Origin of the sequence: Leptospira biflexa serovar Patoc strain 'Patoc 1 (Paris)' (assembly GCF_000017685.1) — a bacterium.
GTDB classification, from domain to species: domain Bacteria; phylum Spirochaetota; class Leptospiria; order Leptospirales; family Leptospiraceae; genus Leptospira_A; species Leptospira_A biflexa.
On sequence record NC_010602.1, the window covers coordinates 3,221,569 to 3,235,097 of the forward strand.

A 13,529-nucleotide genomic window follows, 5' to 3' on the forward strand; every position below is an offset into this window, starting at 1 on the left:
CTTTGTGATTAAAAGTTATAGTTCTAATTCCAAATTGGATTCAGCTCTAGAAACGCAGATTTGGATATTTTCTTCGCCCAATTGAGAAGTTTCCCCATTTGAAAGATCCGTAATGGAACCTGTTTGTTTTTTACAAACACATGTATGGCAAATTCCCATACGGCATCCACTTTGCGGATAAATCCCTTGTTCTTCTAACTCTTCTAATATGGAACGTTCCCCTTTTACTTGGATGGTTTTGTGACTTAAAGTTAAAAATACATCTACTGTTCCTTCTTTTTTCACTTTGCCTACATTTTGTCCAGGAAGGAGGAATAACTCGGATTTTACAGGTAATCCTTCTAATAAAGACAATGCTTTCGTTTGCATTGGAGAAGGTCCGCAGACATAAACGGAGGATGATTTTAAGTTTGGAACATAGGTTTCTAAAATCTCTTTTGATAAAAAACCCGAAGCATACCCTTCTTTAGGAATATCAGAAAATACATAGTGAACTGTTAACCAATTTGAATTCTTTTGCATGGAATCGAAGGATGATTTGAAGATAATATCATCATAGGATCTTACAAAATACAATAGAGTCGCTTTTCCAGTATAGTTTAACGTTTGTAAACTTCTGAGAATGGAATGGATTGGTGTGATTCCACTTCCACCTGCCAAGAACAACAAATCTTTTGGTAGCTCTTTTGTGAGAACAAAGTCACCGGATGCTTCACCCAATTCCAGAATGTCACCTTTTTTGATGTTCTGATTGATAAAGTTTGAAACAAGACCACCTTTCTGGCGTTTTACGGTAATTTGGAGGTACTTGTCATTTGGGTGAGATGATAAGGAATAAAATCGAGTGACCCTTCTTCCCGCAATTTCCACAGTCACTGGCACATGTTGGCCAGATGCAAATCCTTTCCATAACCAGTTTGGTTTCAAAACGATTGTTTTGGAATCGGAAGTCTCCTCTTTCACTTCGATGACTTTTGCTTTTGTGGCTGTGACAGAAAATCTAGGGTTCAATTCACCCAAGAAAAAATTGGCCCACTCTTTGGGTTGTAAGGAACTTAAGAATTCCCGCGGTTCGTTGTAGATAAAAGGAAATGATTTCATTTTCGCCTCGTTTTCGCATTTAAGTGAACACTTGTTCACGAATTTATCTAATAGTGTTAACTTACATCGTTAACTATGTCAACCCAAAAGAAGGATTTTTTCCTTGCTTTCGCAAAAAAAGTGAACGATTGTTTACTGAATTCAATCCATGAAACCAGGCATCCGAGACACAAAAAAACAAATCACGCACACAAACCTGCTAGAAAGCGCCCTCGAGCTGATGGGAGAAGAGAAGGGATTGGGCGACCTGAGCCTCAGAGAAGTCACAGCAAAGGCTGGAATCGTTCCTGCGGCCTTCTACCGACATTTTAAATCCATGGAAGAACTAGGCCTACACTTGGTGGAAGAATGTGGGAATCGCATCCAAATGATCGTAGGAGATGCGAGGACAAAAGGTGCCTACCGGTCTGCCCTACAACTCACCATAGGGTATTTTTTCGATTACGTCACAACGCACCGCTCTCGTTTTCGATTCATTGCCAGAGAACGGACAGGGGGAAACCGTAAAATTCGGGAAAAGATCCGAGAGGCGATGGGAAGGATTGCAGGGGAATTGGCCAAGGACATGCGGATGCCAAAGTCCTTAAGCAAAGATGATACATTATTTGCGTCCGAACTCATCGTGAGTTTATGCTTTCAAATGGCATCTGATTATTTGGATTTGGATCCAGAAGAACATTTTGAGATGCGAAAGTTAAAAGTGAAAACGATCAAACAAGTTCGGTTGGTTTTCATAGGAACGATCCGAGGAAGGAAACACAAACATAGATCGAGCCATAAAGCAATGGGTTAAGGAAATCATGGACGCAAAGAAGTTGAGAAATGAATTCTTTTTTTAATCTTTCGTGTGAACAGGAAAAGAGATCATAATATTCAATCCTTCTCCTTTTTTGGAAACAGATGAGAAAACACCTTTGAGTTGTGATGTCAAACTGCGAATGAGTTCATAACCAAAATGATTTCCTTTTTCAATGTTCACTGATTCCGGAAGTCCTACTCCATCGTCTCCAACCGTTAACATCACATTCTCATTTGATTTGGTAAGTTGGATTCGAATGTCTCCACCCTTTTCATTTGGATAAGCATATTTCAGAGCATTGGTCAATAGTTCATTTAATATTAAACCCAAGGGTAAGGTACGTTTGAGATCCAATCGAATGTCATCTAATTTGACATCGAATCGAATTTTACTTGGATTCAAAACAAATATATCATGAAGGCTATAAACCAAATCTTCGATGTACTTGCGGAGGTCTACTGACTCCAAATCTGCAGATTGGTATAAATTTTCATATACCTTGGACATGGACATGATCCGAGATTGTGCATTCAAAAATGATTGTTTCGCCAATTCGTTTTCAACTTTGAACGATTCGAGGTTGAGTAATCCAGAGATAATCGCCAAAGTATTTTTCACTCGGTGTTGTAGTTCTTTTAATAAAACGTCTTTTTCTTCGAGGGATTTTGCCAAACGACCCTCGATGTCCAATATTTTTGAAACATCCAAATTAAACCAAAGAATAAAACGTTCACCAGAAATCTCGATCGCTTGGCTAAAGACTAGCACTTCATGGTGGACTCCATCAGGATGTTGCACTGACATCCTTTCGCCTGCAAGTCTTCCATTTTCCCGATAAACTTCATTTAACTTTTGAATTTGTTCAGGAACACACCAATCTTTGAATTCATCTGTTTTTTTTCCGATGACTTTTGATTTTTCAAAACGGAAGATGGCTTCCATTGCAGGATTGATGTCAAGGTAAGTTCCATCTTTGATGGTGGAGATTGCCATGGCAATGGGACTTAGTTGGAAGACCTTCGCATATAAACTTTCACCATCTTTCGGTGGAACAAGGATTTGAGATTCTGGATTCTCGCGAAATACGATCACAATGCCGTTCAAAATTTTGTTTGAATCTAATATAGGAGAGACCGTTTCCGTAACGTTTGTTTCGCGGCCATTGCTAGCGATGATGATGAGGTTATTTCTTCTTTTCGGTTCCACAAAAGATTCCGACTGATGATCAAAAGAATACGAGACCCTCATCCTAGATTCTGCTTGGACTAAAAATAAAAAAGAGGATAAATCTTTGTTCATCACCTCCATCTTATGGTAACCTAACATATCTAATGCTTTTTGGTTGATTTCTCTAATCTGGCCTTCTCGAGTCAAAACAATCAGCCCGTCCCCCATGGATTCAAATGTAATCCGAAGTTCTTTTTCTCGGAATGTCAAACTTTGCTCAACGGCATGGAGTTTCAAAGCAGACTTGATCATACATTCCACAATATCTGGACTCGAGATTTTAGGAATGAAACCATAATGTTTTAAATCAGCAACTCGGTTCAAAATCTTTTGGTCTGAGTAACCACTCACAAAAAGAATGGGGATTTCTTTGATTTCTAATATTTTTTTGGCTAATTGGATCCCATCTAACTCATCGGAGAGATTGATATCCATAAGAATTAGATCCACTGATTCACCAGAAGAGATACAATCAATGGCATCTAAAGAAGTGGAAACATGTTGCACAGAGTATCCTTTGAGTTTGAGAAATTCTGCCTGAGAAACTGCCAAAATAGCTTCATCCTCGACGAGCAGGATGTGACCTAAACTATGTTTGATTTCAGTGGTTGGCATAAGGATACTTGTTTCTACCGAAGATTAAAAATGGGCACAAGAATTGCAATCGAATATAGGCAAAAAAAAATTCTAAAAAAATCGAACGGTATGCAATAAACTAAGATGCTACAGGAAGCCTCCATTACAAAAATATACTTATTTAATTTAGTTAGGTGGACAGTATTCGATTGCAAAATTAAACAAACGATTGTTTGTTTGTAAAATCATAACAAAGCGAAACGGAGTTTCATTTGAAAATTCACTTACTATTTTTGGCCAGTTTACTCTTTTTTTTCCAATGCACTGGATTTAACTTGTTATACGAGACATCTGCGAACGGAAATACCAATCCAACTCGAGAATATGCGACAACAGCCCCCCTTTGGAAAGGTGGATTCTTTTACCATCGAAACACAACACCAGGTCCCATTGGCATTGGTGTAGAACCAAAGTTAGAAGGAAAAGCCTGTAGCAATTCTTACCTAGGAATGTTCTCTTTTGGTAACTCACGGATTGAAGCCGCCAAAAAAAATGGGAACATCCAAAAAGTTGCCTTTGTTGACTATGAAAACACAGGTGTTTTTGCCGGGTTCATTTACCACCAATTCTGTACCATCGTAAAAGGTTCTAACTAATGCACACATTCAAAAGACATAATATTTTGTTTTATATAACGATCGTTTTATCATTCATGCTCTTCACGGGATGCGCTGTGGGACCTACCCATGGTTATATCGTCACCGAAACACAATTCCCAGGGACCTTTAACCCAGAGAACAATGTGAAGGCGGACAAGGAAGCGAAAGGTTGCCAATATACCGTTTTGTATTTGGTCACTTATGGAGATGCGGGAGCAGGTAGCGTAGCAAACAAAAATGGAATCACAAAAATTGCAACCATTGACCATTCCACCTTCAGTTTGTTTAGCGGACTTATCCGAAATTATTGTACCTTTGTTGTAGGCGAATAACATGAATTTTATCAAAACTTTATTTTTAGTATTCCTTCTTTCCTTTTTTACCAATTGTCAATCGGGTCCATTCCCTGCATTTATCTATCAATACTCCACTCAACATATGATAGGTGATTCGACAGGAAACAATCTTACCTCAGCAAAGATTGTGAAATTTGGTAAATCTTGTTCATTGTCAGGTTATATCATTAATGTTTTTTACTATGGTGCAGGGAATTCGATTGAGGAAGCGACAAGGAATGGAAACATCCAAAAAGTAGCGTTAGTCGATCGAGAATCCCTTTCGATTCTAGGAACATTATTCTATAGAGAATGTATTGTAGTTTGGGGTGAATAAATTGTATTTACCAAGACGAATGCGAATTAAATATACTCTACTCGTATTCTGTTTATTTTTAGGGAGTAACCTCACTACTTTACTCTCTAAAGAGACAGACAATATCCACGAGAAACCACAGTTAATCGATCCAGACAATCATAGAATTTACTTTAGTTATGTTTTGGGTGCGGCGAGAGGTCAAATTCCTGAAAAAAACCTAGAGTTAACCGATGGAATTTTGTTTGGTCAAAGTAGAATTTACCAATTATCACCATTACCTTCTGGGAACTTATCTTTGGGACAATTTGAAATTGAATATCGATATAAAGATCGTTATCGAATCTTTGCGGACAACCGAACAATAAAAGATAGCGGTGATTATAAAGATATATTAAACTTTAAGGAATACCAAAAAAGGGCAGGAATTGGTTACTTCCATCCTATATTTAAAGTTTTAAGTTTAGGTGTCTCCATTCGAGATGCGAATATCAAACAAGATTTTCGATCTGATTATATCAATTTATATACAATTGAAAATAGTATCATATTTTCAATTCCCAATGTTCAGTCTCAACTTCGTACCAAAGGTTGGGTGCCTGGGATCCACTTAGAATTTAAGCCATTACGTTGGTTTGAAATTCACTTGGGTCGTATGTATTATCATATGGGTGGAGACATGAGTCGATCGTCTTTAAATTTTATCCCAACAACGGTTGGAACCTTATATGCACCTCTGTATATGCAAAGCGATTTTTTATACTCAGGTGTTCAGGATAAATTTGATGTTGTATTTCGGTATTCGACTTGGTTTGCAACTAAATGGGGTTATACGAGAGACAATATCAACATAAAGTTTAATCAATACTATATGGCTACATTAGATAACCAAACTTCTCTTCTCATGTCTGCAATCGGAAGACGAAACAATACCAAATTGGATTTTGATTCCGTTAATTTTACAGTTGAGTTTTCGAAAAGTTTTGGAGAAGACTTTTAAATACAATCCAGAAGAATCCAATTTTCCTAGGTTTCGCCCCATTGGATGGGAGAAGGCGATTCCTAGGTTTCTGGTTCGAAGAAGGCCAAATTTTCTGGACCTTCGTGGATGACAATCCTCTGAATTTTCCCGTCCGAAGCCTTCACTTCTTCTTTTAACCCAGAATAAAACCAACGAGCCACATTTTCAGAAGTTGGATTGATCCCTTTGAAATCAGGGTGGTCATTGATGAGGATGTGATCGATGGAATGGACAAGAGCCAAAAGTTTGTTCCTTGCTGTCAAAAAGTCATAGGATATCCCATCTGGTCGGATGTTCGTTTTTCCTTCCAGATAGACCTCAACCTTCCAGGAATGGCCGTGGATGGGCTCGTCGGTCCCATCGGCAAAGTACTGGTAGAGGAAATGCGCGGACTCAAACCGGCCTTCAATACGGACATAAAATTTCCCGTTTTCTTGGGTAAACATTCCATTGACGAATAGAGTATCGTCCAATATTTGTATAGTAATTTCCTCTAAGGGGACTCTAGAAGATGACTGAATCAACCAAACCACGCTTTTTTAAAGAAATGACCGTAGGCGAAGCAATCGCCATCCATCCGGAAGCGGGGCTTGTTTTCTCAAGTTACCACTTAGGTGGGTGTTCCCACTGCTCCATCAATGAAGTAGAAACGATTGAACAAGTTTGTATGGGGTATGGAGTCGAAGTAGACACACTCATTGACTCTCTTAACAATTTATTCGCTGAAGAATAATTCACTTCGAAGCGAAATGGGCTGATTGTTTCGGCCCAAGTCATTGGAACCGAATCCAAAACGATTCGTTTTGTATGAGGTTCATTGTTAAAACCCACACATATTCATTTCCACAATGCAATCGAAAGCATTCACCATTTTTTAACATCTGAACAAACTTTGGACCATTTAACGTATAACATCCCTGGTTTATTATTTCCAGCGATTTCACTTTTGATGTTAGGGTTTACCAATCGATTTTTTGGTTTGGCAAGTTTATCGAGACAACTTTTAGCCGAGTATGAAACATCTAAGTCAGAAGTCCTCGCGAAACAAATTCACAATTTACGATTTCGGATCTCTCTCATTTTATATTCGCAAAGTGCAGGAATCTTCAGTTTAATCCTTTGTACTTGTTCTCTCGGAATGATTCCGATTTATAATTTGGTTGCTTGGATCTTTTTTGCGATTTCGTTATTCTGTATGGTGGTCTCTCTTATTTTGGCTCTCATTGAAATCCATTTGTCAGTCAATGCATTGGATATCGAAACAAAATCCATTTTGGAATCTCCAACAGAAATCAAATCGTAATCACAATTTTTCCAAAATGAGAACCTGATCGTAAGTATTGGATGGCTTCCACTGAGTTTTCCAATGGGAAAACTTTGTCTACGACTGGTTTTAATCCAGATTGTTCGATGGCTTGGTTCATTTCAATAAAGGCTTTTCTCCCACCCACCACTAGTCCTTGGATTTTTAAATTGTTCATGACTGCTGGAAGTAAATTGAGTTCCCCGGAACGACCAGCTAAAATTCCTATCAAATGGATCACACCAAACGGCCGACAGGCGGCAATGGATTGCTCCAATGTCCCTGCTCCACCCACTTCGATGATATGATCAGCACCCACTTTATTTGTGATCCGTCGAACTTCTTTCCCCCAATCCTTGGTCTCTTTATAATTGATGAAAAAATCGGCGCCTAATGATTTTCCACGATCGAGTTTTTCATCACTAGACGATGTTAAAATGACTTTCGCACCCATTAATTTTGCAAATTGTAAGGCAAAAATAGAAACACCACCTGTCCCCTGTACGACGACAAACTCACCAGGTTTGAGTTGGCTGTATTGGAATAATCCGGACCATGCGGTGAGTGCTGCACATGGCAATGTCGCACCTTCTTCGAAGGTTAAATGCGATGGCATCTTAACAAGACCCGTTTCGGGAACTATCGCCAATTCTCTCAGTGTTCCTGGGAGTGGCCCACCAATGGTGTGTCGTATTTCTGAATGTGTTGCTTCTTTTGCGATCCATTTGGGCGCAAATGTGAGAAGGACTTTATCTCCCACATTCCATTCCGTGACTTGGGATCCAATTTGGATCACTTCCCCGGCCCCATCACTACAGGGAACGAGTGGTAAAGGAAACTTGGGGTTGTACTTTCCTTCCACAACAAGAGAGTCTCGGTAATTGAGAGAGGCCGCATGCAGTCGCACCAATACGTCTGTGGGACCTACTTCTTTTGGTTCTGGAACCTCAATGACTTTTAAATTATCCAATCCAAATTGTTTGATCTCGGCTTGTCTCATCAATCAAATCTTCCTTTCAAATAGTTCGTTATCAAATATAAATGCAAGATCTCAAATTTTGAAATTATAAATAGATCCAACACAAGTTTAGTATAGGCTAAGTTAGACTTGTCAAATTGTGCCTATAATATACAAACTAAATCACTTGCGCCAAATTCAACTAACAATCGCTATTGACTCAGTTCAATTTCACCCTTCCCATTGAGTGGGAAAAATGGATTGTGTGCAATTTCAAAAATATGACCATCTAAGTCTTTGAAGTAAGCACTATAACCACCCCAAAATACTTTCTGTGGTTCCTTTAGAATTTCGGCACCTAATGAACGTACAACTCCGATGATTCGATCCACTTCCGATTCACTTTCTACATTTTGAGCCAATGTAATTCCCGAATATTCTTGTCTTTTTTGGAATGGGATGCCAATATCCTCTGCTAAATCCTTTTCTCCAAATAATGCAAATACCAAAGCTCCAATTTGAAAGAAGGAAACTTTGTCGTTACTCTCTAACGATTTTTTCCATCCAAGCCCAGTTTCGTAAAAATGGGATGCTTTTTGCAAATCGGAAACCCCGAGAGTGATCAAATTGATTCTAGGAAACATTGAAGGCCTTCTTTTTTACGTAAATATGAACTTTTGGATTTTAAAATTTTAGGAATTTAGGAAATGGATTCACAAAACGAATGTTGTGTGGTAAATGGAGCCATTGGGTGGCGGGTGGATAACCCCACCCAGTTCGATACGGGCGGGGACATGTACTCTAAATACACGTTCGGAATGAAATTACTTCTTTCCCAAACCTGTCGTTTTTGCACCAACGAGGATTGACATGTTTCCTGCTGGGTGTTTGTTTTCACGCATCAATTGGTGGCATTCACCTGTTTGATCGAAAGTAAACGTTTGAGCCAATACTGGATCCACTTTTTTATCAATCACCAATTGGTTGAGGTCACGGCAGTTGTCATCGTTTGCGAAGTGAGAACCTTGCAGACGTTTTTGTCTCATCCAAAGGTAACGTAAATCACCCGTTGCATTGAAACCTGTTGTTCCCGCACATATCACAACCATACCACCAGTTTCACATACAAATACAGAAGTAGGAAGTGTTGTTTCGCCTGGGTGTTCAAAAACGATTTGTGGATTTTTGCCTTTGCCTGCGATGTCCCAAATTGCTTTTCCAAACTCACGTGCTTGTTTGGTCCACTCAACAAAAGCTTCTGGTTTGTTGATTTCAGAAGTGAGAGCACCCCAATGTTTGAACTTATTACGGTTGATGACACCAGTAGCACCTAAGTTTTTACAGAATTCAATTTTATCATCAGATGATACAACTGCGATTGGAATTCCACCAGCTGCTTTTACGATTTGGATTGCCATAGCACCGAGTCCACCAGCTCCACCCCATATCAAAACAACATCACCAGGTTTTACATCGTTCGGTTTCCAGTGGTGTAACATTCTGTAGGCGGTTGCAGCAACTAACATATAGGCTGCAGATGCTTCCCATGTTAGGTGTTGAGGACGTGGTAGGCACTGGTGGTCTTGCACTTTGCAAAACTGTGCAAAGGATCCCCAGTTTGATTCGTATCCCCAGATGATTTGTGAAGGTGCATACATTGGGTCTTTTCCAGAAAGAACCCATGGGTCTTTCGGATCCCACATCGCACAGTGGACAACTACTTCGTCCCCCACTTTTACATTTTTAACTTCAGAACCAACTTTGTAAACGATACCAGATGCGTCAGAGCCACCAATGTGAAACTTTTCAGGTTCCCCTTTTTTATTACGTGCCGCAATGACATCAACAGGGTAACCTAAGGCCGCCCAAACATTGTTATAGTTTACCCCAGCAGCCATAGTGGCCACGAGAACTTCGTTCGGACCGATCTCCGGAACATCAATGACTTCTGATTGGAAAGAAGTTTTCGGTTCGCCGTAACGTTCCGGGCGAATGACCTGTGCGTGCATTTTTTTTGGCACGACTCCAATAGGAGGTAGTTCCCCTACTGGTACGATTTCTACGTTGCTCATAGATTACCTTTTACGATTAAGATTTATACAGTTTCTTAGAACGTTTTAAAAAAGGCATGAAATGTCAATCGCTTCCCCACTCCATCGAGAAGGCAAATGTCCAAGCAGACTGGTATAACCTGTATTCTCGGTCACGTTGCAACGGATAACGATATGCTAAACTCATGTTGTATTTTTCAGAAAAATTCCAAGAAAATCCAACACTCGCCTCAGTAAAATACGATGGATTCGCTTTGTCTTTTTCTTTAGAATAATCGACTCCATTATACGGATTTCGATACAAAACTCCTGTGAATACGGAAATCTCTGGCATCAAATAATACGTCACATACGCCGAAATGAGTGTCGTTTTTTTGAATTCGTATTCGGGTTCTGGTGGAGTGGCCGAAGGTTTTCGAAAATAAAAAGGAATTCCATCGTTATCTTGTAAGTTATTCGGCTGTGGTCTAGAGAGAGGATTGAGTCCTCCGATCTTTGTCACAAAAGACCATCTTTCATATAAGTATCCGAGTTTAATAAATCCAGATCCTGTATAATAATTTCCTCCAGTGAACCGATCCGTATCGGGACCACTTGGAAAACCAACCGCCCCTTCGATCACAAAAAAGTAAGGTTTGTCCAAATCAAAGAATGGTTGGTACTTAAAACCTAAATAGGTTTTCCCAATCCTCGCTGCATCTTCTCTACCACGTTGTTGGTAATAATTCCACGGAACAGAAGCATTGAGTGCAAACCTTCCATCAAAAAAATTCAATTCCGCAAACGCAGTGGTTGTGAAGAGATGGCTATTCTCTCTTGTGGATTGGTAATAGTCTTGGGTCATCACCAAATAATTGGTTGGTTTTTCTCGTTTGCCCGTAAATGGATCCACAAACCTGGCAGTCGCATTCGGACTGTCCGACGAACCCGTGTGATGCGAATGTATTGAGAAATTCCAAAATAAAACCAAAATGAGAATAAATGAAAAAATGAAATTCCTGCGTTTTGTTTTTTGTTTCAATTCTTTCATCGTTCCACTCCTGGAAAACAACCAGGGAAACTAAAAGTGATGTCTTCTGCTTGGAGGTTCTGTTGGAGGATATTGTATAAATTCACATTGGATACTTTGGAGATCACGACAGGATCAGTTCCAATCGGCAATTGATCAAGAAATCGTATCGGTGTTCCAGATACTGTCCTGTCTTGGAAGAGAGATGACAAGGAAACTAAAATCTCAATGTTTCCACTCCGACCATTTTTGATAGGTATCTTACACTTAGGAGTGATCTGTTTATTCCCTTGGGGTAATAGAATGGTAACTGTTTTTGTATTTGGTGCTCTAGTCACATCCATCCGAATGTAAATCTCCTCCCAACTCACATTGGCGATTGCAACGACTCCCAAAGGCAAACTAGCCGACCGCGTATTGGGATACAAAAAACTGGCTCCCGTTTCCATCGTGTCATTGAACTGAGTGATGTTTGAGACAACCGAGGTCGCAAGAAATGGATAAGACTTTCCATACAGATCATCCGCTGGCAAATCCAATGGAACCGTAAAAGGAGTATGAGTTTTCGCTACTGCAGTACTCCTTTCCGAGCCAGTCGTCGATACACCTAACACCTGGTTCGGTGGATTGATCCGATACGTTCCTGTTTCCCAATGGATGTAGGAGTCAGATTGAACCGTGATGTTGTATGGATTCCCATTACTTGTCAAACTGAACTGATTTATATTGTCATCCGCTTGGTCATCATAACTTCTTACATTGGTTCCAACCGCAATGGTTTGGTTGTTATTGAAAAAAATCAAATTCTGGAGAATGACGAGTTGTTCTTCTTCACTGTTTCCAACCGATCCAAAGGTGCACTGAGAGAATGCTCCTGCGAAAAGGAACAGGAGCGTTAGAAAGGAAATGGGAAACGATTTCAAAATGGACTCGCAAATTTTGGGTTGGTTAGGAATTCATCGTCGGTGAGGGTGAGTAGGAAGTTTACCATATCATCCCTCTGAGAATTTGTGATCGTGAACGCGCGAATCAGTGTCGCATCTTTTCCGCTATGATTTTGTCCCCCAGAGCGATAATGGTCGACTACTTTTGTCAAAGCATCCCGAGCACAATCCGTTTTCGTTTTTCCCATGGTGATATTTGGATTGTTTGCATCATCACACATAAAACTTCCATCATGCATATAAGGGTAAGTGACACCAATATTCCGTAACGATGGTGCTCTGAATTTTCCAGTATCTGCTGCGATCCCAGTTAGATCATATAACCCACGTTTGTTACTCGGGCGAGCCGCATAATACGCGTCATCATGAATCCCATTGCTATGATAGAAGAACTCTTCTTGAGCACCTCCATGAAACGATGTGTCAGTAAAATTAAAACCACCATGGCAATGGAAACACTCAGCGACTTCTCCATTAAAAAGATTTAACCCTCGGATTTCAGAAGCATTTAAGGCTGATTTATTGTTACGAAATGCATATTGGTCATACTTAGAATTCCCCGAGATCATTGACCTTTGGAAACTTGCAATTGCAAACCTAACATTCTGTTCATTCACCGCTGTCTCGGCATTTCCATAGGCATTCGCAAAAAGTGTCTTGTAAATCGATTTGGATTTTAATTTATCTAAGAACGCATTCGAAGAAAGCCCAAGTTCGATCGGACTTTCGCCAAACATCGGTGCCCTTGCTTGGATTTCCAAACTTGACATCTTGGGATTGCTCCAAGTCAACCGAGGTAGATACGCCACATTGGATAAATGTTGTGAATTTCTCGGATGTGCATCGTTGGTGATTCCCGTGGGAAAATCCTTTCCATCTGCAAACGCAAGAGATTGGATGTGGCAACTTCCGCAAGACATAGTCTCATCACCGGAAAGTACCTTTTCATTGAATAGATGCCTTCCGAGTTCGACTTTTGCTTTGGTCATCGGATTGTCAGAAGGAACATTCGGAACGGGAAAACCTGGAGGTAAGTCCCAAACCCAATCGGAAGCCGTTGCCAAAATTCCGAGGGCAGCTAAAAGTAAGTCATTGTTTGATTCTTCTTTTTGAAAAGGCAATATACTACAGCCAATCATCAAAACAGATAGAAGTGAAATTCTCAGTTTCATAAAATTCATATCATCATTCCTAAATACACATGGTCACAAGAAATTCAATGTAACCATG

Annotated in this window: 16 protein-coding genes; 7 read left to right on the forward strand and 9 right to left on the reverse strand. The window is 39.9% G+C overall.

Annotated elements, in window-relative coordinates; genetic code table 11:
- Window positions 1–15: 15 nt before the first annotated feature.
- Window positions 16–1,101 (reverse strand): flavin reductase family protein, encoded by a 1,086-nt coding sequence (locus tag LEPBI_RS15200; protein WP_012390029.1) that lies wholly within the window; start codon window positions 1,099–1,101, stop codon window positions 16–18.
- Window positions 1,102–1,249: 148 nt separating this feature from the next.
- On the opposite strand from LEPBI_RS15200, the gene LEPBI_RS15205 reads away from it, so the two are divergent.
- Entirely contained in the window at window positions 1,250–1,894 is a 645-nt protein-coding gene (locus LEPBI_RS15205) for a TetR family transcriptional regulator (RefSeq protein WP_012390030.1), read from the forward strand.
- Window positions 1,895–1,936: 42 nt separating this feature from the next.
- On the opposite strand, the gene LEPBI_RS15210 is transcribed toward LEPBI_RS15205, so the two are convergent.
- Window positions 1,937–3,742: a PAS domain S-box protein gene (locus tag LEPBI_RS15210; RefSeq protein WP_012476422.1), complete on the reverse strand. Its 1,806-nt coding sequence runs from the start codon at window positions 3,740–3,742 to the stop codon at window positions 1,937–1,939.
- A 233-nt stretch (window positions 3,743–3,975) separates the two neighbouring features.
- On the opposite strand from LEPBI_RS15210, the gene lsa14 reads away from it, so the two are divergent.
- Genes lsa14 through LEPBI_RS15230 form a run of 4 tightly spaced genes read left to right on the forward strand, consistent with a single transcriptional unit; the run spans window position 3,976 to window position 6,013 of the window.
- Window positions 3,976–4,359, forward strand: coding sequence for an adhesin Lsa14 (gene lsa14 / locus LEPBI_RS15215; protein WP_012390032.1), 384 nt, complete (start codon window positions 3,976–3,978; stop codon window positions 4,357–4,359).
- The gene (locus LEPBI_RS15220) at window positions 4,359–4,694 is read left to right on the forward strand and encodes a TRL-like family protein (RefSeq protein ID WP_012390033.1); all 336 of its coding nucleotides are present in this window, start codon (window positions 4,359–4,361) and stop codon (window positions 4,692–4,694) included. Before lsa14 ends, LEPBI_RS15220 begins: the two co-directional genes overlap by 1 nt.
- A gap of 1 nt (window position 4,695) precedes the next feature.
- Window positions 4,696–5,034, forward strand: a complete 339-nt coding sequence (locus LEPBI_RS15225; RefSeq protein WP_012390034.1) for a TRL domain-containing protein — start codon at window positions 4,696–4,698, stop codon at window positions 5,032–5,034.
- 19 nt (window positions 5,035–5,053) lie between these two features.
- The gene (locus LEPBI_RS15230; protein ID WP_226992811.1) at window positions 5,054–6,013 is read left to right on the forward strand and encodes a hypothetical protein; all 960 of its coding nucleotides are present in this window, start codon (window positions 5,054–5,056) and stop codon (window positions 6,011–6,013) included.
- A gap of 62 nt (window positions 6,014–6,075) precedes the next feature.
- Here LEPBI_RS15230 and LEPBI_RS15235 read toward each other — a convergent pair whose 3' ends face one another.
- Window positions 6,076–6,480 carry a 6-carboxytetrahydropterin synthase gene (locus tag LEPBI_RS15235; protein ID WP_012390036.1) on the reverse strand — a complete coding sequence of 135 codons (405 nt, stop codon included), beginning with the start codon at window positions 6,478–6,480 and terminating at the stop codon, window positions 6,076–6,078.
- A 65-nt stretch (window positions 6,481–6,545) separates the two neighbouring features.
- Between LEPBI_RS15235 and LEPBI_RS15240 the strand changes: the two genes are divergently transcribed.
- A complete protein-coding gene (locus LEPBI_RS15240; RefSeq protein WP_012390037.1) occupies window positions 6,546–6,767 on the forward strand; it encodes a DUF1858 domain-containing protein in 222 nt (73 codons plus the stop codon).
- Window positions 6,768–6,926: 159 nt separating this feature from the next.
- Window positions 6,927–7,337, forward strand: coding sequence for a DUF2721 domain-containing protein (locus LEPBI_RS15245; RefSeq protein ID WP_187148101.1), 411 nt, complete (start codon window positions 6,927–6,929; stop codon window positions 7,335–7,337).
- Here LEPBI_RS15245 and LEPBI_RS15250 read toward each other — a convergent pair.
- The 6 genes from LEPBI_RS15250 to LEPBI_RS15275 all read right to left on the reverse strand — a co-directional run bounded on the left by LEPBI_RS15250 (window position 7,327) and on the right by LEPBI_RS15275 (window position 13,480).
- Window positions 7,327–8,337 carry a zinc-dependent alcohol dehydrogenase family protein gene (locus LEPBI_RS15250; protein ID WP_012476423.1) on the reverse strand — a complete coding sequence of 337 codons (1,011 nt, stop codon included), beginning with the start codon at window positions 8,335–8,337 and terminating at the stop codon, window positions 7,327–7,329. The two genes, LEPBI_RS15245 and LEPBI_RS15250, sit on opposite strands and share 11 nt — an antisense overlap.
- A gap of 170 nt (window positions 8,338–8,507) precedes the next feature.
- The gene (locus LEPBI_RS15255; protein ID WP_012390040.1) at window positions 8,508–8,939 is read right to left on the reverse strand and encodes a VOC family protein; all 432 of its coding nucleotides are present in this window, start codon (window positions 8,937–8,939) and stop codon (window positions 8,508–8,510) included.
- Window positions 8,940–9,119: 180 nt separating this feature from the next.
- Window positions 9,120–10,367, reverse strand: coding sequence for a crotonyl-CoA carboxylase/reductase (gene ccrA, locus LEPBI_RS15260; RefSeq protein ID WP_012390041.1), 1,248 nt, complete (start codon window positions 10,365–10,367; stop codon window positions 9,120–9,122).
- A 64-nt stretch (window positions 10,368–10,431) separates the two neighbouring features.
- Window positions 10,432–11,376 (reverse strand): LIC11086 family outer membrane transporter, encoded by a 945-nt coding sequence (locus tag LEPBI_RS15265; RefSeq protein WP_012390042.1) that lies wholly within the window; start codon window positions 11,374–11,376, stop codon window positions 10,432–10,434.
- Window positions 11,373–12,278 (reverse strand): hypothetical protein, encoded by a 906-nt coding sequence (locus LEPBI_RS15270; protein ID WP_012390043.1) that lies wholly within the window; start codon window positions 12,276–12,278, stop codon window positions 11,373–11,375. Before LEPBI_RS15270 ends, LEPBI_RS15265 begins: the two co-directional genes overlap by 4 nt.
- Entirely contained in the window at window positions 12,275–13,480 is a 1,206-nt protein-coding gene (locus LEPBI_RS15275; protein WP_012390044.1) for an MbnH family di-heme enzyme, read from the reverse strand. The genes LEPBI_RS15270 and LEPBI_RS15275 overlap by 4 nt, the downstream gene beginning before the upstream one ends.
- Window positions 13,481–13,529 lie beyond the last annotated feature (49 nt).